The following is an 18,248-nucleotide window of genomic DNA, read 5'->3' as shown; positions in this document are numbered from 1 at the left end:
TATTAAAGCATTTTTCTGGCTTTCTCTAAATCTTCAATGGTGTCAATTCCAATTCCTACATGAGTAGTTTCGACCATTTTGATGCGTTTTCCAAATTCTAAATAACGTAATTGCTCCAGTTTTTCGGATGCCTCCAAAGATTTCATTGGTAAGCTATAAAAATCCAATAAAGCCTGTTTTCTAAAAGCATAAATTCCAATGTGCTGCATATAACGAACACCAACATTTTTCTCTCTAGGATATGGAATTACCGAACGTGAAAAATACAAGGCAAACTGGTTTTGATCAACTACTACTTTTACATTATTAGGATTACTGATTTCACCTTCGTCTTTTATTTCTCGCATCAAAGATCCTAAATCTACTTTTTTATCAACGTCATTCCTGAAAATCTGAATTAATTCCTCTAAAGGCTCACTATTTATAAATGGCTCATCTCCTTGTACATTGACTACGATATCTACATCAATACTTTCAACTGCTTCCGCAATACGATCGCTCCCCGATTCGTGTTCTTTTATGCTCATAATAGCTTTCCCATCATGAGAAATAATTTCATTATAAATCAAATCGGAATCAGTTACTACAAACACATCGTCGAAAAGTTTTGTTTGAACAGCGGCTTCATAAGTTCTTAAAATCACGGTTTTTCCTCCCAAATCCTGCATTAATTTAGCTGGAAATCGCGTAGATGCGTAACGTGCTGGTATAACTGCTATTATTTTCATTTCTATATTTTTTGTTCTGCCGCGAAGACGCTAAGGCACGAAGTTTTTATTTTAATTTTCCAAAAATCTTTACATTTCAAGATTCATAAAACAATATCAAATATAAGATTGTCCTCAACTCTCGCCAGTGTAAAAATAATGTAAATTATATTAAATTTTGTTAGTAATAAAATAGATGATTAATGCTACCAAAAAAATAAACCCCACTTAAAGTGAGGTTATTGCTGTATCAAATCTTTATCTGTATAATGTCCTTTTAAACTATATATTAAAATAACATTATTTTCTAGAATTTCATAAATGATTCGATGTTCTTCATTAATCTTCCGTGACAAATTTCCTTACAAATTGTATTTTAATGCTTCGGGCTTTCCAATACCAGAGAAAGGAGTTTTTAAAATATCTTCAATTAGTAACAGAATCTTCTTTTGAAGCGCCCTATTTACTGATTTCTTCCAAAATTCTCTATGCTCGAGCGCTTTCTTGGTAAATTTTACTTCTATAAATCTTCGGGAGAAATAGTAGTGCAGTCTCCTCGATAATATTCTTCTCTACCTTCATGAACAGATTTTACAAGCTCAAAATTATATTCATTATTTTTTTCTTGTACAGTGACGTTTTTAACTCCTTTTAGATGTTCCAAAAGTGTTTTAACAAATGTAATGTGCTGATCATCTACTTCAATAGTTATCGTGCTCATGATAATTTTATTTTTTAATTATAATTATAAAGATACTGAAAATACGTTTCTGTTTGACATATCAGAATTTTAGTAAAATCAACAAATCTGCAATGATCAATAAAATCAATACTCCTCAAAACTTTCATCCTTAAATCCTATCAAATACAATTTATTCTTGGCTCTAGTCATTGCTGTGTACAACCATCTAATGTAATCTCGATTAATTCCATCTGGAAGATAAGGTTGTTCTATAAAAACCGTATTCCATTGACCACCTTGTGACTTATGACAAGTTATTGCATACGAAAATTTGACTTGTAGGCCATTAAAATATTCGTTGGCTTTTACTTTTTGAAACTGATTGAATTTAGTTTCTCCTTCGTAATCCTTCAACACTTCTTGATACAATCGATTCGATTCTTCATAAGTTAGAGAAGGTGATTCGCTTTTTATAGTATCTAATAATAAGACAGTTTCAAAAGGTTTTTGGTCTGGATAATCAATCATTCTAATTTTGACTGTGGCAAACTTAAAACTGTATAATTCTTTTATATTGAAAATTTCTAAAACTTCAATAATATCACCATTGGCTATAAAGCCAGCATGATCAGAATCTTTTAGCCAAAAATAATTATTTTTGACTACCATTAAAAAATCTCCTGTAGATAGTTCGCTTTCTTTGTCTAAAATTTTAGTTCTTATTTGCTCATTGTACTGATTCGCTCTTTTATTCGAACGGACAATAAACGCAGTGTCTTCAATACTATAATTACTATACGCTGAATTTATCGCATCTTGAATGTCGTATCCATCAGTTAAACGAACAATGTCTTTGAATTTTTTGACATTGAATTTAAACTCAGTAATAAAAGAATCTTTGAGCAATTCCCGAAGTTCTGTCGCATTATACAAAATTCCTGAATTTTCTTCTTGACGCATAACTTCGTCTAATTCTATATGCTCGACTTCTTTGTCATAGTTCATACCTAAAGTCTGAATATCTAAGGCCGGACTTATGTCTAAATTTACAGGAGGTAATTGTGCCGTGTCTCCCAATAAAATCATCTTACAATTTTTACCTGAATAGACGTACGAAATCAAATCATCTAGCAGAGATCCGTTTTCATATAATTTAGAATCGGAATTGGTATCAGAAATCATCGAGGCTTCATCGACTATAAAAATAGTATTTGTATGCTTGTTTTGCTGTAATGTAAAAGAAACGCCACCACCAGAAGATTTCTTAGGAAAATATATTTTCTTATGAATAGTAAAAGCAGGTTTATTAGAATAATTAGCAATCACTTTTGCCGCACGACCCGTTGGCGCCAATAAAACATATTTTTTATTAATGTCCAGCAAGCTGTTTACAATAGTAGAAATCACGGTTGTTTTCCCTGTTCCTGCATATCCTTTAAGTACGAAAATGGTTCTATTATCAATTTCAGTTAGGAAAATAGCAATCTTTTGAAAAAAAATATCTTGTTTATAAGTGGGTTGAAACGGAAATTTTTTTTGTAAAAGACTGTAAAACAAAGAGGAATTCATCTATGGATAATTTGTAAAATGAAATTCAAAGATAGGCTTTCCATTGTAAAGAGTTTGTACCATTATGATTGATTTTTGAAATTGAAAGCAAGATCGAAAATGATTTTTACAATTGAACTTGCTTTTTTTATTTGTAAGTTTGCAACCTCATTTAATTCTTTCTATAGTAGAAAATAGAAATGGATTACAAATCAAATTATGCCAACACAAAACACTAACATAACCGAAAAGGTTTATAAAAAACTATCTATTCAAGTTTCTTTGAATGGTTTATCTTTTTGCTGTTTTGACACATTGAATAATACCGTTAGTTTCTTCAATGAAGTGCATTTTGACGCTGTTCAAAAAACTGCTAAAATTGAAGATTTATTTGCTAATGCTTTTGAATCTCATCCAGAATTAAGAGAAACCTACGATGAAATTTTAGTAATTCATAACAACAATCTTTCGACATTTGTACCAGAAGCACTTTTTGATGAACATTTCTTAGGTAGTTATTTGCAGTATAATACAAAGGTTTTTGAAACTGATTTTTTTGCATTTGATGAAATTTCAAATTATAATATGAACTCGGTTTATATTCCTTATGTGAATATAAATAATTTTTTTATTGATCAATTTGGGTCGTTTGATTACAAACACGCAAATAGTATTTTAGTTAATAAATTGCTGATTGCTTCTAAAAATAAGGATGAGAAAAAAATGTTCGTTCATATTAATTCTGGACATTTTGAAATCATTGTGGTCCAAAATCAAAAGCTATTACTTTTTAATTCTTTCGAATATAATACCGCAGAAGATTTTATTTACTATATATTATTCACGGCTGAGCAATTAAATTTAAACCCTGAAAATTTCCTATTAGAATTAATAGGAGATGTTACTAAAGAAAGCGACTATTTTAAAATTGCTTACAAATACATTCGCAACGTTACTCTTATAGATGTAGAGGATTTGCGATGGAACAATTACTTTTCTGAGGCCGAAAACAGAAAACATTTTATACTTTTCAACTCATGAGAATAATTTCAGGAAAATACAAAGGAAGACGCATTTCTCCTCCCAAAGGATTACCCGTTCGACCTACAACCGATATGTCTAAAGAAGCATTATTTAATGTTTTAAATAACCATTTCAGTTTTGAAGGACTCAAAATATTAGATTTATTTGCAGGAACAGGAAACATAAGCTACGAATTTGCGTCCCGTGGATGCACACCAATAACCTCTGTTGACGGAGATTTTGGTTGTGTAAAGTTCATCAAGCAAGTCGCTGCAGAATATGATTTTAATATCGCTGCAACTAAAAGTGATGTGTATACGTATTTAGAAAGATGCAAAACATCGTACGATATTATTTTTGCCGATCCACCTTATGGATTTGATCAAAAAACATTTGAAAAGATCATTGAATTAGTTTTCGAAAGAGAGTTACTTAATTCAGATGGAATGATGGTTATCGAACATTCTAAATACACAAAATTAGATCACATGATTCACTTCTCTTTCCAGAAAAGTTATGGTGGCTCTATTTTTAGTTTTTTCGAAATAGCTTCAGATAATGACGAGGAAGAAGAATCAGAAATTGAAGAAGGCGAAGAAGAATAAACTTTTCTTAATTATACCTACCCTTATCAAATTATATTAAAAACAAAAAAGATGCTAGTACAGCATCTTTTTTGTTTTATAATCTTATGTAAACAAATTACGATCCAAAGCGCTTTTAAGCCTATATTTTATTTGGCTCCAGCTTTTTGCAACAGTTTTACCATTTCAGTATAGCCAGATTTTTTTGTGTGATCTAATGAAGTAACGCCATTTTTATCAGCGATATTTACATCACAACCTCCATTTAATAAAGCTTCTAGAATTTCAACGTGCACTTTTCCGCCGTCGCTTAATATAACAGCTTCAAGCAATGCAGTCCATCCTAAATTATTAATATGATTTTTAGGAAAATTTGGCCAGTTAACTAACAATTTTACTATGTCCAAATGACCTTTTTCAGCGGCTGGTATAAGTGCAGTTCCGCCATAACGATTGTAGATTTTAAAGTTGGCTCCGTTATTAAGTGCTAATTTTACAATCTCTATATTGCCTTCAGCACCAGCATATAAAAATGGACTGTTTTTCATATTGTCCTGCGCATTAACATCGGCACCAGCATTTATCAAAAGTCTAGCAATTTCATTATTCTTATTGTAAACTGCTTCCATTAATGGAGTTCTTCCTTGATCATTTTTAATTTCTAAAGAGGTACTTTTCTCCAAGATATCAATTAACTGATTCTTATCTCCATTGTAAACTGCTTCAAAAATTACCTTATTGCTTTCCATACTATCTACTTTTAATTCCTTTTTTTTTGACGAACAACTCAGTAACAGCACCATCGATAAAACGATGGTGCAAACTACTTTATTATTTAATTTCTTTTTTAGTTCCATCTTCTAAAATTAGCGATTATATAATTGGTAAGAAAGCCGTTCCATACTTAATCCGTACACTTTGTACAATAATTACACATATTATACTATCGTTTTAATTAACTTACTTTTTAAAGTTCGCTAACCCTGCTTTCAACCAATTGTGGTATTCTTCAACGTCAGGTGTATAGCCCACGGGATCTAATAAATTTTCACCATCAGTATCCGCTAATACATAAAAAGGTTGCGCATTTGCTTTGTATTTTATAGTTTGGAATTCACTCCACTTTTGACCTACATATTTTAATTGTTTACCAGGTCTCAATTTCGATTCGATTTCTTCACCTGCAGGAAGTGGTCTTTTATCATCAACATATAATGAAATTAGTACAACTTCATTTTTTAATATAGATAAAATCTGCTCTTTTGGCCAAACTTGTTGTTCCATTTTTCTACAGTTCACGCACGCATAACCAGTAAAATCAAGCATAACAGGTTTGTTTACTTTTTTGGCATAAGCCATTCCTAAATCATAGTCTGTAAAAGCAACAATATTGTGAGGAGCCATTAAGTGCGCACCTTCTGGAATTTCGGGAGTTGCTGCAGTTGCATATCCGCCTTGAGAAGATCCTACACCGTACGGCGATTCACTGTAATGTTGAGCTGGTGGAAAAGCGCTAATTAAATTTAACGGCGCACCCCATAATCCAGGAATCATATAAATCGTAAATGTCAAAGTCAATAATCCTAAACTTAATCTTCCAACAGAGATATGCGAAAGCGGTGAATCGTGTGGCAATTGTATTTTTCCAAAAAGGTAAAAAGCTAATGTTCCAAAAATAGCAATCCAAATCGCTAAGAAAACTTCTCTTTCCAGTAAGTGTAATTGTAAAACTAAATCAGCATTTGATAAGAATTTAAATGCCAAAGCTAATTCTAGAAATCCTAAAACTACTTTTACAGTATTCAACCAACCACCAGATTTAGGTAATGAATTTAACCATCCTGGGAATGCTGCAAATAAAGCAAATGGTATTGCTAAAGCCAAAGAAAAACCAAGCATTCCGATAATAGGACCAACTTGATTACCGCCCGCTGCTGCTTGTACTAATAAGGTTCCAACGATAGGTCCTGTGCATGAAAACGAAACAATCGCTAATGCCAATGCCATAAAGAAAATCCCAATCAGTCCACCTTTATCAGCTTTTGTATCTACTTTATTTGCCCAAGAATTAGGAAGCATAATTTCGAATGCTCCCAAAAAAGAAACTGCAAAAACAATTAATAACAAGAAGAATATAACATTAAACCAAACATTGGTAGAGAGTGCATTTAATGCGTCAGCACCAAAAACCGCGCTTACTATTGAGCCTAGAAGTACATAAATAATTACAATTGATAATCCGTAGATAATCGCATTTTTAATTCCTTTAGCTCTATTTTTACTTTGTTTGGTGAAGAAGCTCACTGTCATTGGGATCATCGGAAATACACATGGCGTCAATAAAGCTGCAAATCCAGAAAAGAATGCAATAATAAATATCGCTAGTAAACTTCTATCATTAGATTTTTTATCAGTTCCAGTAACTACATTTTCTGCTTTACTTTCGTCAACAGTTGCTGTAGCAGTTGAGTCGATTGCAACTTCTTCTTGCACTACCGTATCAACCGTAGTTTTCTCTGTAGAAATTAGGACAGCCTCTTTTTCTACTTTTACATCTTCCTTAACAACCGCGGTTATGGCAGTTTCTGGAATTTGAAAGTTTAGATCGACATAAGTTGGTGGTAAGCAATTGGCATCATTACATACCATAAATTCCACTTCTCCAGTGATTTTAAAAGCTTTTTTTGAAACTACATTAATTCGCTGTTTAAAAGTAGCCTTGTTTTCAAAAAACTTAATTTTCATATTGAAAATTGCATCATTAACGGTTTTTCCAGTTTCTTCAGATACTTTTCCAAGTAACTCGTAAGTCGAATTTTTAGGAAAAGTAAAGGCAGTTGGAATTGGACCATTTTCAGGGACGTTTTGCGAGTATAAATGCCAACCGCTTTCAATAGTTGCTTGAATAACTAAATCATATTTCGTTTCTGAAACTGCTACTACAGATGTAGACCATTTGACAGGATTATGTATTTGGGAAAATGAGACAGCACTTATAAGGAGTGCTAACAGTAATACTATTTTTTTCATTGTAATATAATTTTTGGTAGATAGGAATAAAAAAGGGCCATTGCTTAAATGACCCTATAAAATTCTTTCGTTGTTTGTGTACTAATTCAAAATACTTAAAATAAAACTAAGTAAAAACGAAAGTTGTTTTTAGTACTACTTTTTAGGTTTAAAAATAAATTCGAAACTCTCAGCGCCATTCATCATCGTTTTAACCAAATTCTGAATGTCTTGCTCTGTTACTGAATTGATAAGATCAACGTTATTTTTTGCATCATTTCTATTGTAACCTTCAATAGCATAATCATACATTACGCTCAACTCGTAACCAGTATATTCTCTTTCTTCTTTTACATCCTTTAAATAACTCGTTAGAACTTTATTTAAATCTTCTTTTTCAATGTCACCATTTTTAATTTTGTCAATTTCTTGGTGAACAATGTCTACTAACTTTTCTACTTTGTCAGGATTACAATCAAAGTATACATAGAAACTTGCATTTTGTTTTGGTCTCTTAGGCAATGCACTGTAAACACTAGCTCCATACGTTCCACCTTCCTGCTCTCTTAATGTTTCTAATAATCTATTTTCAAGTATATCTTGAAACGCTTTTAAAATATAAGTGTTTTTTAAACTATAGGTATATGGTTTTTTGAATGAAATACGAACCGTAGCTTTTGGATCTTCCATTTCCATGAAAATTTCTTTCTTGTTAGTTCTGTTCAACCATGAAACAGAATTATCTTGCCATTTCTCTTTTTTCTTGGTAGTTGGTAAACTAGCAATGTATTTTTCTAATAATGGTTTCAAAGTTTCTTTTGAAATATCACCAGCGATAAAGAAAGTGAAGTCAGCAGGATTTTTAAAACGGTCTTGATAAATCGCTTTTATTCTTTCGAATGAAATATCATTTAAATATTGCTCGTTAAACAAACGTTTTTTAGCATTATTAGATCCGTACAAAGTAGAAGTTATACTGTCTTCCATTTTCGTCCCGATGTCATTCTTTCTTTGTGTTAAAGTATTCTCTAGATTATTCTGAAGAACTTTAAAACTATCTAAATCAAAACGAGGTTTTACAAACTGTAAATGAATCATTTGTAATAATGTTTCAATATCCTTAGTTGTTGTCATTCCTGAAATATTTTCTTCCAGATCAGAAATTCCAACACGTGCATTAGCATTTTTACCCGCTAAAACTTTTGATAAATCAGTAGCGCTATAATCTCCTAAACCAGACAATCTAGCTAAAGTACTAACCATTGAAGCCGAAGGTAAATCAGCATCTTTAATTAACGAATTACCACCAAAACTTGAAGCTTCTAACAATACATTGTTTTTTTCAATATCAGTAAATTTATAATCTACCACTACTCCATTGCTCAAAACAAATCGCGTAGAACCAATTTCCTTATTCGCTTTTTCTGAAACAATTTTACCCGCTTTGATTGCAAGACCAGAAATTAATGTTTTTCCAACAAATTCATCAGCGTAAGCAGTTAAAGTAGCATCATTTTCTACCTCACTAATCAATTTTAACGCTTCTTGTTGAGAAAGATTATTTTCTCCTTCAACACCTGTAACATCTAAAATTCTATTCTCTTTCGTGTACAAACCCTTAAGAAAATCTTGCAAATCATGTGCTTTCATTTGGCTAAAAATTGTTTTTACAATTTCATATTCCTTAGCCATATCAGTCATTGCCTTATTTTCTAAATAATTTAGCTGCATTGTGTTTACAATTTCAGCATGCGCTGTTTGATCAATTTTACTAATTTTAGTTTGGTATAAATTGTTATAAACCGCTACAGTTCTTTCGATTTCTGCTGCTGTGAAACCAAATTTAACAGCACGCTCTAATTCTGCTAATGCAGTTTTAAAAGCTTGTTGCTGCATATTCGGTTTTGGCGAAATTATTAAACCAAAAGTATTATTGGCTCTAGCCAAACTTGAAAAACTAGCTGTTGCTGAAACAAAAGGAGCGTCTGGTTTTTGAGAAATCTCTCTTAATCTAGAACTTAACATTCTTGAAACCATACCGTTAAACAACGATTGTTTTAAATCTGCAACCGTTTCATTTTTCAATGATTTAGGATGATTAACTGCATAAACGAGCGTAGAAGTAGCAACTTCTTTATCAGTTCCTAAATTGTACAGCATTTCCTTGTTACCTGGAATTGTAATTACAACTCTTTCAATTGGATTTTTAATAGCTTGAATTGTTGAAAATAATTTTTCAATTTTCTGCTCTATTTCTGCAACATCAATATCTCCTACAACAGCTATTGCTTGCAAATCTGTTCTATACCAGTCATGGTAAAAATCTCTTAACGCTTTATATTTAAAATTATCCACTACACTCATCAAACCTATTGGCATACGATCAGCATACTTTGTATTGTTAAACATAGTAGGTAATGATTTTTTGAATAGACGCATATAACCATTTTGACGGGTTCTCCACTCCTCTTTAATTACACCACGCTCTGAATCAATTTCAGCATCAGTAAGTGATAAACCATCTGCCCAATCGTGCAAAATCAATAATGAAGTATCGATTAATCCCGGAACATTTGTTGGAATATTATCCATGTTATAAACCGTCTCATCAAAAGCAGTGTACGCATTAATATCTTTTGCAAATACAGCACCGTGTTTTTGAAGCGTATTTAAAACTCCTTTTCCAGGAAAATTTTTAGTCCCGTTGAAAGCCATATGTTCTAGAAAGTGAGCCAAACCTTGCTGATCATCATTTTCTAAAACAGAACCTACATTTTGAATTATATAGTAACTCGCAACATTTTTTACGACATCTGTTTTATAGATATAATACGTCATTCCGTTTTTAAGAACACCCTTCTTAATTCTGGTATTCACCGGAAGCGGATCGTTTAATTTTAGTTCTTGTGCAGAAACAGTAAATACTGCCAAGAAAAGAAAAAATACAGTTAATAGATTTTTCATATTTATTTAATAGTAAATTTTAGATATAGAGTATGGAAGAGAATAGATTTCTCTTGAATTAATAAAATAAAAAGAATGTGTTATTTGGGCGTGTTCGCCGCGGCGACCGGGCTTTACGTTCCCGCTTTTTTTCCAAGATTTCCGTTCGAAAACGAAAATCTCAAAAAAAAGAGCTCTACTACAATCCCTCACGCAAACAAGGAATTAGCAGACTTATGGTTTTCTGTAGAACAAATTAAATTCCAAAACAGAAATAAAACTATGAGCCAATACAATTTAACAAAATGAGGTTTTAAAGCACATTCTTTAGATTGTTTTGATCGCTCAAAATATTTAAATTACATATCTAATGAATTCAATATATCTTGTAATTCAGGTTCTGAAGGTCTAGGTGCATCAGAGCTTATTATTTTTCCTTCTTTATCTAAGATGATAAAACGAGGAATTGCTTGAATATAATAACCAGCAATAAATGATGATGCAATTTCTTTATCTGCTAAAAGTTGGATTCCAACTAATCCTTCTTTTTTAATCATATCGCGCCATTTTTGTTCGTCTTTCAAACGGTCAATAGAAATACTTACAAACTTGATGTTTTTACCGTGATACATTTTTTCTACTTTTCCGATAAAAGGAAACTCGTATTTACAAGGTCCGCACCATGTTGCCCAAACGTCAATAAAAACATAGCTTCCTCTAAAATCAGAAAGTGAAGATTTCCCACCATCATGATTGATGTAGTTTTTAAAATCAGGTGATTGTTTACCAGCTCCTAATTCACTATTATTTCTTTTTTCCTCAACAAAATTTATAGCCATTCCTTTATTAAACTCCTCTAAGTATGCTAATTGAGCAGTAACGAAATCAGCATCTAAAGTTGATTTTTTCTGATCTAATTCAGTTTTAAATTCGTCACTGAATTTTTTCATTTTAGAATCAAAGTTTGGCTTTTCAACATTCAAGAAAGCTTTGTAATCTGCACCCATTAAACCGCCTTCAAGTTTAGCTCTAAATCTTAGGAACGTATTTTCATGTTCGCCTTTTCCTTTAAAAACGATCGTTTTAGAAAGACTTTTAGCATCAAAATTAATTTCTAAATCCATATCATTAGCTAGGTAAGCAGCAAAAATATTTCCGTAAACTGCATTAAAATAAGCAGCTTTTTCTAATTTTATAGTGTCTCTAAATACACCGTTAGCTTCTACTTTAATTGTAAAAGATTTTCTGCTCGTTGGATTATAAAATCTTAAGCCTAAATCTTCAGTAGGGTTTTCAATTTTTCCATGTAAAACTATATAATCTTTTTGCGCAGGTGCGTCTTGGCATGAAAGCATAACTAATAGAAATGCTAAGAATGATAAATTTTTCATCTAATTGGTTTTTAATTTAATAGTTTAAAAAGTGAGAGTGTGATTCAAAAATCAATAAACAATTCATTTCCTTGTTCACACTCTCATTTAATCGTCGAGGATTAATACCCTTTGTTTTGGATTATAGTTTTATTACCGGCAAGTACTTGCAGTGGTATTGGTAATACAAATTGATTTGGAGATACTAACGAAGCTTTAGCTGCAGCAGCCGTTAGATTTCCAAGATTTACATAACGAACGATATCAAACCAACCTTCTCCGTTTTCGAAGAAAAGCTCTAATAACTTTTCATTACGTATGTCGCTTAACAAAGTTGCTTTATCAGAAAGGTTTTTAGCAGTAACTCCTGCTCGCAATCTAATTTCGTTAAGGCTTTCTAATGCGATATCAAGATCACCACCAGCTTTTCTAGCTTCTGCTTCTGCTTTGATCAAATAGATTTCACCCAGACGCAAGTGATACAATGTATTTCCTTGAGAAGATAGATTATTCAAAAACGGATATTTTCCATTACCATTTGATTTTTTAGTAGATGCAGAATAAGCAAAAGAAAAACGAGGGTCATAACCAGAACCGGTAGTTGTTAATTTACCATCAATTGTAGTTCCAACTTGAGCATCAGCTAATGTTCTTAATGTTTGGCTGTAACTAGTTTTAATTACTTCATACATATTTGTTTTTCCTTCGTTATCAGGTCCAGTTAATGGAGCAAAAATTACTTCTGAAGAATTAAAACTGTTTTTGAAAATATCAGAATATTGTGCTTCTAAAGCATAACCTTCGTCATTATTAATTACTTCATCCGCTAAAGTTGCAGCTTCAGTATATTTTTTCTCGTACAAGTACACTTTAGACAATAAAGCTTTCGCAGCTAAACTTCCAGAGTAAAAATGCTCTATATACTGAGGTCCTTTTGCGGAAGCATCAACTAAATCAGCTTCTATTTGCTTATAAACATCTGCAACAGTATTTCTTGGATTAGATTCTAATGTCGTAGAAAAAGAAGTTCTTAATACGATACCATTAGCCGAATTTAAGTCATAGAATTCACCGAAATAACGTAGCAAATTAAAATGAGCAAAAGCGCGTTGGAATTTTGCTTCTGAAATCATTTCTCCTTTTTTGTCGTCAGCAATACCAATTGCTTTTCCTGCTTCTAATTCTTGAATTAAAAAATTAGTTGCATTGATAATCTTATAATGACCGCTGTATAAATTAGCCAAAAAGATATTATCCGCAGGAACTTCATTTGTATTAAAACCTTTGCTTCCGCTCATAAATCCAGAGATAGTTCCTTCATTTCCATAAGCTGCAAGATGCAATGGAAAAAAACTAACATCAAACTCTCTTCCTAAATCATAAACACCATTTAGAACTAACTGAGCCGAAGCTTCATCTCTAATAGTATTTTCTGTAGTTAGTTTATTGTATGGTTTTATATCGTCAATACTACAGCTTGTTACTGATGCTGCTACTGCAAAAAGCAAAACTGCAGTACTATTTTTTATATATTGTTTCATCTTTTTTTAAATTTAAAATTGAACTTGAACTCCGAATGAGAATGACTTAGCTAATGGATATGGATCTTCATTGTTGATTTGATCAGTAATCGTTCCTCTTTCTGAGAAAGTCTCTGGGTCAATACCAGGCCATTTAGTCCATGTCAATAAATTAGTCCCTGTAAGTGTTAGCGACGCTTTGTCAATACCCATTTTACTGATTAATTTTTGTTCAAAATTATAAGTGAACTGCATACTTTTTAGACGCAAGTAAGAAGTGTCATAAATGTAGCGATCTGAAATTCTTCCATTTGAAGAAGGATCTGTATAAAGTGCTTTTGCATATCGTGCATTAGGATTTTCAGGTGTCCATGTATTTAAACCGTACTCACTGTATTTATTTTCTCCTAATGAATTGAAAACTCCTGTTGGAATTGCATTCCAAATCGATTTTGCTCCCACTGAATATTGGAACAAAGCACTTAAACTAAAGTTTTTGTAAGCCAAAGTATTTGATATTCCACCAAAAAATTTAGGTTGGATGTCGCCTATTACTGCTTTATCATCTGCTGTAATTAAACCATCTTTATTTACATCTTCCATCATGAAATCTCCAATAGAAGTGGATGCTTTATCATATAATCCTGATGGTGAAGCTGCGTTTAATGCATCTATTTCATCTTGTGAATTAAATATTTTAGTTACTTTATAACCTTTGATTGTTCCTACGGGTTGACCTTCGATATAATAATCTAACTGGAAAGGATTAATACTTGCACCGTTTAGTTTAACTAATTTATTTCTATTGAAAGACCAGTTTACAGTCGTTGACCAAACAAAATCAGTACTTCTAACAATGTCTCCACCTAAGCTGATTTCAATACCTTTATTACTTACGTCCATAAAGTTAGAATAGTAAGATTTAGGCCCTAATTCCAAAGGAATAGGAGTTTTAACTAATGCACCAGTAGTTTTTCTAGAATAAGCATCAAAACTACCTTTCAAGCGATTATTAAAAAATCCAAAATCTAAACCTAGGTTAACCTCGTCTGTAGTTTCCCAACCAATTTCTGGATTTGGAAAATTATCCTCAGCAACAATACCAGAATTACCATTGTAGATGCTAGAAGCAGTATTTTGAAAAAATTGTAAGTAAGCAAAGTCAGATACGTTAGTAGATCCTACTCTTCCTGCACTCGCTCTTAGTTTTAAGATATTGATTTGTTCAACTTCCGAAAGGAATTTTTCATTAGAAATATTCCAGCTTGCAGAAATAGATGGAAAATATCCTCTTTTATTAGCCGGACCAAATTTAGATGAAGTATCTGTTCTAAAATTTAAAGTAGCATTATATAAATCACTGAATCCGTAGTTTAAACGAGAGAATAAAGAATATAAACCTGTATCTAATTTATTAGTAGAATAACCAATAATTGTACGAGCTGATGTAGCGTTATTTAAAATTTCGTCATCTGGAAAACCGCTGTAAAAATGACTAGAGCTATTAAAATTAGTTCTGTCCCAAGCTACTCCTCCTAATATTCCAAACTTATGATTTTCTGAAATATTAAAATTATAATCAGCTGTTAAGTTCGTTGTAATGTTAGATACTAAACCATCTGCCTCCGCTAAATAAGAATCATTTGCAAAAAAGATATAATCTGTTTCTACAGTTCTTGGTATAAATGAAGAATTTTTGTTGTAAAAAATAGAAGCGTTTGATTCTGCTTTCAATTTTAAGTCTTTTAATGGCTCTACTTCGATATACGCACCACCAATAAAGTTGTACGCTTTATTGTTCGTTTTATTACCCAAACGCATTAAAGGATTAGGCTCAAGGGTCATAAAACCATTTTGATAATCGGCCTGACCTACTAATTTTCCATTTGCATCTCTTGGGGCTAAATCTGGGCGAGCACGAGCGATAGAAGTATTGATAGTAAATTGATTTAAAATGTCATTTTCTCCAGAATTTGATTCTGTATGACCCACATTTACTGAAGTTCCTATTTTTACATATTTAGTAAGATCAGTATCTAATGAAAGACCTAAATTATACTGCTTCATTTTATCTTTGATAGTCAAACCTTCTTGATCTATAAATGATGTACTGAAATTGTAATTTGTTTTCTCGCTTCCACCACTTAAGCTTAAATTAGCTTGCTTAGTAACAGCCATACTTCTAAATACTTCTTTATTCCAATCTGTATTTGCAGTACCAAAATAATCATCGTTTATACCATCATTGCTTACAATGAAAGTATCAAAATCTAAATCAACTTTTGCAATATTTTGTAAATCAAAAGCAGTAAATGGATCTAATTGACCGTTATTCATAGCATCAACGCTATTATTAATCAACTGATTGTAAAAGTTTTTATACTGACTTGCATTTAATGCTCCAACAGTGCTGATAGGGCTTGCTATAGTAGTAGCATAATTGAAATTAACTCTTGAAGGTTGTCCTTTTTTACCTCTTTTAGTTTTAATAATAATAACACCATTAGCACCACGAGATCCGTAAATAGAAGTTGCTCCAGCATCTTTTAATACATCAAAACTTTCGATATCGTTAGGATTCAAAGTTGATAATGGATTTGCTCCATTCAAAGCATCAACATTAAATGGAACTCCATCAATTACAAATAAAGGTTGGTTTAATCCTCCACCTACAGATGATAATGGCGAAGTTAAACCTCTAATATTTATACGAACTGGCGCACCAGGACGACCTGTATTTTGAGAAACTTGAACTCCTTTTACTAATCCACCTAAAGCTCTATCAAAACCGATTGTTCCAGTAGAAGCTTGAACAATATCCTTAGCACTTACTGATGAAACGGCTCCTGAAAATTCAGAACGCTTTTGTTTACCGTATCCTACTAATACAACTTCTTGAAGTTCATTAAGTTCTTGTAAAAGCACTATTTTTAAGTTACTCGTACCATCATACGCTATCCTCATAGGTTCAAAACCTACGTAAGAGAATATCAAATATTTTCCATTTGCTTCAGATGCAAATTTAAATCTTCCATTGAAGTCAGTAGTTGTACCGAAATTTGTTCCTTCGATTGTTACAGTTACACCTGTTAAAGGTAATCCAGCTTTATCTACAACAACGCCTTCTATTTGTTTTTGATAAGCAGCACTTAAAGTTTCAACTTTAGTTTTATCAACTTTTTTAAGGACAATCTGATTGCCTAAAATTTGGTACGAAATATTAGTGTTGCTAAAAAGCTTTCCTAATACATCTGAAACCAGTTTTTTGTCGACATTCAAATCAATTTTTTGATTCAGATTCAACTCATTACGGTTGTAAAAGAAATGAAAATCGGTTTGGTTTTCAATGATCTGAAACACGTTAGACATTGCAACACCATTTACGTCCATAGTAACGGTGTTCTTTTGTCCATAACTACTTGATGCACTGACCTGCATAAGAGTGGTGAATAAAAATAAGAGTGAAAATTTCATCTTTAGGTTAGAGTTATTCAAAATGCGTCTCAACGCACTTTTAGTTCGCTGTTTTTTCATAAGTTTACACTTGGTTTAATTTTGTTAGTTTTAGATTAAATCATTTTTTAGAATGACTGGGAAGGTGTTGGCGCATCTTCCTTTTTTTTGCTTAAATAAATTCTTACATATTCTTCGGTTTAGTTATAGTTATTACTTTATTCTTAATCGTATAATTGAAAGATTTGTAGGTTTGAAAAGTTTTCAAAACCTGCTCTATATTCTCGTCTTTAAATGTTGCTGTAATCATAATGTTATTCAGCTCATCATAATTATTAACAATATCAACATTATATTTTCGCTCCAGTTTATTTGTAATTACTCCAAAAGAATCATCAATAAACATTAGCTGTCCAGAAACCCAAGCAATGTATTTTCTAACATCTACCGGTTCTGTTTTCAAATTTTTATTTTCGAAAAAAGCTCTGTTACCTGGTTTCAAAATTACTTCATCATTTTCAGTAATGTTATTTGAAGCTGCAACACTTCCTTCAACTAAAACAGTATAGGTTTTAGCATCTTCTTTATAAGAAGTCACATTAAATTTTGTTCCTAAAACTTTTACGTCCATGTCACTTGAACCAACGACAAAAGGATGTTTAGCATCTTTAGTTACGTCAAAATAAGCTTCACCGTCTAAAAATACTTGACGATTTTGTCCATTTATAAAACGAACAGGATATCTTAATGAAGTACCAGCATTTAAATGAACATTGGTTCCATCTGATAATTTAAGTTCGAAGCGTTTTCCGTAAGGAACTTTAATAGTGTTGTAAACGAGCGTATCTTTTGCGGAAGCATTATTATAAACTAATTGGTTTCCTTTTTGAGTACCTACCACATTTCCATTTGCATCCACTACTTCAGTAGTTCCATCTTCCTTAATAACTTGGATATCTCCATTAGCTAATTGCAAAGTAATTGCTGCTTCTGAAGCGATAGAATTTTCGAATGTTGGCTTCAGTACCGAAACCTCTTTGTCAAAATAAAAATAACTAATAGACAAAAGAACAAGAACGATAGCTGCAAATTTTAAAAATAGCGTTGTCGCTTTCAAGGATCGAACTTTAGTTTCTTTTTGCTCTATTTCCTGATTATGCAGAGGCGTCTCTAATTGAGACACTATTGAACTCCATGCTTTATCTTTATTTGTAGTAGTTGCAAAAACTACCTGTCTGGTTTTTTTATAAAAAAGTAAGTAATCTGAAAATGCTTTTTTGTTTTCAGGACTTTCATCGATCCATTCTTTTAGAACAGAAAATTCGTTCTCGCTTATCTCCTTAGAGATATAAACGGAAATTAGTTCTAAAATACTTGTTGGAATAGTGTTCATATTTGTCATCTTATAT

At 31.9% G+C, this 18,248-nt stretch carries 13 protein-coding genes; 2 read left to right on the top strand and 11 right to left on the bottom strand.

Translation table 11 applies throughout. The features are described 5' to 3' along the window. Positions 1-2: 2 nt before the first annotated feature. The 4 genes from kdsB to RCH19_RS05950 all read right to left on the bottom strand — a co-directional run bounded on the left by kdsB (position 3) and on the right by RCH19_RS05950 (position 2,958). A complete protein-coding gene (gene kdsB / locus RCH19_RS05965) occupies positions 3-728 on the bottom strand; it encodes a 3-deoxy-manno-octulosonate cytidylyltransferase (RefSeq protein ID WP_343022450.1) in 726 nt (241 codons plus the stop codon). A gap of 341 nt (positions 729-1,069) precedes the next feature. Continuing rightward, a complete protein-coding gene (locus RCH19_RS05960; protein ID WP_343022508.1) occupies positions 1,070-1,231 on the bottom strand; it encodes a type II toxin-antitoxin system YoeB family toxin in 162 nt (53 codons plus the stop codon). Then, positions 1,228-1,428 (bottom strand): DUF2683 family protein, encoded by a 201-nt coding sequence (locus RCH19_RS05955; RefSeq protein ID WP_343022449.1) that lies wholly within the window; start codon positions 1,426-1,428, stop codon positions 1,228-1,230. Before RCH19_RS05955 ends, RCH19_RS05960 begins: the two co-directional genes overlap by 4 nt. A 105-nt stretch (positions 1,429-1,533) precedes the next feature. Beyond that, positions 1,534-2,958 carry an AAA family ATPase gene (locus tag RCH19_RS05950; RefSeq protein ID WP_343022448.1) on the bottom strand — a complete coding sequence of 475 codons (1,425 nt, stop codon included), beginning with the start codon at positions 2,956-2,958 and terminating at the stop codon, positions 1,534-1,536. A gap of 198 nt (positions 2,959-3,156) precedes the next feature. On the opposite strand from RCH19_RS05950, the gene RCH19_RS05945 reads away from it, so the two are divergent. Continuing rightward, positions 3,157-3,978: a DUF3822 family protein gene (locus tag RCH19_RS05945; protein WP_343022447.1), complete on the top strand. Its 822-nt coding sequence runs from the start codon at positions 3,157-3,159 to the stop codon at positions 3,976-3,978. Beyond that, positions 3,975-4,565: an RsmD family RNA methyltransferase gene (locus RCH19_RS05940; protein WP_343022446.1), complete on the top strand. Its 591-nt coding sequence runs from the start codon at positions 3,975-3,977 to the stop codon at positions 4,563-4,565. The genes RCH19_RS05945 and RCH19_RS05940 overlap by 4 nt, the downstream gene beginning before the upstream one ends. Before the next feature lie 128 nt (positions 4,566-4,693). On the opposite strand, the gene RCH19_RS05935 is transcribed toward RCH19_RS05940, so the two are convergent. From RCH19_RS05935 to RCH19_RS05905, 7 genes are all read right to left on the bottom strand, one after another. Further along, positions 4,694-5,401: an ankyrin repeat domain-containing protein gene (locus RCH19_RS05935; RefSeq protein WP_343022445.1), complete on the bottom strand. Its 708-nt coding sequence runs from the start codon at positions 5,399-5,401 to the stop codon at positions 4,694-4,696. Between the two features lie 103 nt (positions 5,402-5,504). Then, a complete protein-coding gene (locus tag RCH19_RS05930; protein ID WP_343022444.1) occupies positions 5,505-7,574 on the bottom strand; it encodes a cytochrome c biogenesis protein CcdA in 2,070 nt (689 codons plus the stop codon). A gap of 135 nt (positions 7,575-7,709) precedes the next feature. After that, positions 7,710-10,517, bottom strand: a complete 2,808-nt coding sequence (locus tag RCH19_RS05925) for an insulinase family protein (protein ID WP_343022443.1) — start codon at positions 10,515-10,517, stop codon at positions 7,710-7,712. A 338-nt stretch (positions 10,518-10,855) separates the two neighbouring features. Further along, complete coding sequence (locus tag RCH19_RS05920; protein ID WP_343022442.1) at positions 10,856-11,887, bottom strand: TlpA disulfide reductase family protein; 1,032 nt, start codon at positions 11,885-11,887, stop codon at positions 10,856-10,858. A 101-nt stretch (positions 11,888-11,988) separates the two neighbouring features. After that, positions 11,989-13,407 (bottom strand): RagB/SusD family nutrient uptake outer membrane protein, encoded by a 1,419-nt coding sequence (locus RCH19_RS05915; protein WP_343022441.1) that lies wholly within the window; start codon positions 13,405-13,407, stop codon positions 11,989-11,991. 12 nt (positions 13,408-13,419) lie between these two features. Continuing rightward, positions 13,420-16,860, bottom strand: coding sequence for a TonB-dependent receptor (locus RCH19_RS05910; protein ID WP_343022440.1), 3,441 nt, complete (start codon positions 16,858-16,860; stop codon positions 13,420-13,422). Between the two features lie 163 nt (positions 16,861-17,023). Then, positions 17,024-18,241 (bottom strand): FecR domain-containing protein, encoded by a 1,218-nt coding sequence (locus RCH19_RS05905; RefSeq protein WP_343022439.1) that lies wholly within the window; start codon positions 18,239-18,241, stop codon positions 17,024-17,026. Positions 18,242-18,248: the final 7 nt, after the last annotated feature.

Source organism: Flavobacterium sp. PL12 (genome assembly GCF_039123485.1).
In the GTDB taxonomy this organism is placed as follows: Bacteria; Bacteroidota; Bacteroidia; order Flavobacteriales; family Flavobacteriaceae; genus Flavobacterium; species Flavobacterium weaverense.
The sequence above is the reverse complement of the archived record's forward strand: the minus strand, read 5'-3'. Positions and strand labels throughout refer to the sequence as shown.

Bases quoted from the DNA above. Each gene is read 5' to 3' on its own strand.
- RCH19_RS05935 (WP_343022445.1), bottom strand. From the start codon at position 5,401: ATGGAACTAAAAAAGAAATTAAATAATAAAGTAGTTTGCACCATCGTT.
- RCH19_RS05945 (WP_343022447.1), top strand. From the start codon at position 3,157: ATGCCAACACAAAACACTAACATAACCGAAAAGGTTTATAAAAAACTA.
- RCH19_RS05955 (WP_343022449.1), bottom strand. From the start codon at position 1,428: ATGAGCACGATAACTATTGAAGTAGATGATCAGCACATTACATTTGTT.
- RCH19_RS05920 (WP_343022442.1), bottom strand. From the start codon at position 11,887: ATGAAAAATTTATCATTCTTAGCATTTCTATTAGTTATGCTTTCATGC.
- RCH19_RS05940 (WP_343022446.1), top strand. From the start codon at position 3,975: ATGAGAATAATTTCAGGAAAATACAAAGGAAGACGCATTTCTCCTCCC.
- RCH19_RS05950 (WP_343022448.1), bottom strand. From the start codon at position 2,958: ATGAATTCCTCTTTGTTTTACAGTCTTTTACAAAAAAAATTTCCGTTT.
- kdsB (WP_343022450.1), bottom strand. From the start codon at position 728: ATGAAAATAATAGCAGTTATACCAGCACGTTACGCATCTACGCGATTT.
- RCH19_RS05905 (WP_343022439.1), bottom strand. From the start codon at position 18,241: ATGACAAATATGAACACTATTCCAACAAGTATTTTAGAACTAATTTCC.
- RCH19_RS05925 (WP_343022443.1), bottom strand. From the start codon at position 10,517: ATGAAAAATCTATTAACTGTATTTTTTCTTTTCTTGGCAGTATTTACT.
- RCH19_RS05915 (WP_343022441.1), bottom strand. From the start codon at position 13,407: ATGAAACAATATATAAAAAATAGTACTGCAGTTTTGCTTTTTGCAGTA.
- RCH19_RS05910 (WP_343022440.1), bottom strand. From the start codon at position 16,860: ATGAAATTTTCACTCTTATTTTTATTCACCACTCTTATGCAGGTCAGT.
- RCH19_RS05930 (WP_343022444.1), bottom strand. From the start codon at position 7,574: ATGAAAAAAATAGTATTACTGTTAGCACTCCTTATAAGTGCTGTCTCA.